The sequence below is a fragment of the Massilimicrobiota sp. An105 genome (assembly GCF_002161155.1).
GTDB classification, from domain to species: domain Bacteria; phylum Bacillota_I; class Bacilli_A; order Erysipelotrichales; family Coprobacillaceae; genus Allocoprobacillus; species Allocoprobacillus merdigallinarum.
The window spans coordinates 1-1,547 of record NZ_NFLY01000104.1 but is presented as its reverse complement, the minus strand read 5'-3'; the positions used below and the strand labels follow the sequence as shown (position 1 = coordinate 1,547).

General features: G+C 34.2%; 1 protein-coding gene. It reads left to right on the top strand.

The features are described from left to right. Positions 1–115 precede the first annotated feature (115 nt). A complete protein-coding gene (locus B5E48_RS13385) occupies positions 116–1,513 on the top strand; it encodes an ISNCY family transposase (protein ID WP_206407352.1) in 1,398 nt (465 codons plus the stop codon). The last annotated feature ends 34 nt before the right edge of the window (positions 1,514–1,547 follow it).

The following is a 1,547-nucleotide window of genomic DNA, read 5'->3' as shown; positions in this document are numbered from 1 at the left end:
TATGATTCAAATATGATAATGTCTTAATATATCCAAGTTGAATATGTCCTGTATACAGGACATATTCAAAAATCTATGTTATGATATAACCTCACTTTTATTGGGAGGTTGTTGTATGAGAAAGGTTGAATTAAGAATGAATGAAGAAAATAAATATTTGATTATTAAAAAATTGGTTGAATCTAACGGTAATAAAAATAGGGCAGCCATTAAGTTGGGTTGTACTGTTAGAACTGTCAATAGACTCATCCTTAAATATAAAAATCATGGTAAGGCTGCTTTTATTCATGGCAACAGAGGCAGAGCTCCTGCTACCACCATCCCTCTCGATATCAAAAACAAGATTATTAAGCTTTATATTGATGAATATTGTGATACTAATTTTACTCATTTCTGTGAAATCATTTATGATGATTTCAATATTAAAATTAGTGATACGACTCTTAACAAGTGGCTTAGAGATGAAAATATCATCTCTCCTAAGGCCAGAAGGAAAACGAGAAAGATATTAAAAGATTCTTTGAAGGCTCAATTGAAAACGACTCGTTCCAAGAAATCTCAAAATGATATCAAGGAAGCCATTTCCATCATTGACAGTAAAAATGCTCATCCTAGAAGACCCAGATGCAAGTATATGGGTGAAATGATCCAGATGGATGCTTCCAGCTTTGAATGGATTGATGGTCATATCTGGCATCTTCATTTGGCTGTCGATGATGCTACTGGTGAAGTTGTTGGCGCTTATTTTGATACTCAGGAAACGCTAAATGGTTATTATAATGTCTTCTATCAGATTTTGACCAACTATGGTATTCCTGCCATGTTTTATACCGATAGACGTACTGTCTTTGAATACAAAAAGAAAAACAACGCTTTTGATGATGACGACACTTTTACCCAGTTTTCCTATGCGTGTCATAATCTTGGCGTTGATATTAGGACAACGAGCATCGCCCAAGCCAAAGGCAGAATCGAAAGAATGAACCAGACATTCCAATCCCGTTTACCTGTTGAACTCAGACGTGCTCATATAACCGATATAGAGTCAGCCAATAAATTTTTAAAATCCTACCTAAAAAAATTCAATGACATGTTTGCTCTACACCTCAATACTACCAAATCGGTATTTGAAACGCAACCGTCAATTGAAAAAATTAATCGTACCTTAGCTGTTCTTTCTCCTAGAAAAATTGATTCAGGTCATAGTATCAGATTTCAAAACAGGATGTATTTGCCCGTAACAGAAAATGGAACATCTGTTTATTTAAAGAACAGAACAGATTGTATGGTTATCGAGGCATTTGATGGGAATCTGTATGTCAATGTACTTGATCACATATATATCATGCAGGAAATACCAAAACATGAATTGTATTCAAAAGAATTTGATGAAGTAAAAAAAGAAGCCAGACCAAGGGAAAAATATATTCCACCTATAGATCATCCCTGGAAACAGTCTTCCTACTTAAATTTTCTTGCAAAACAAAAGCACCGATCTGGTGCTAATGTTTAAAATTTTTTAGGACATTTTCAAATTTGCTTGACAC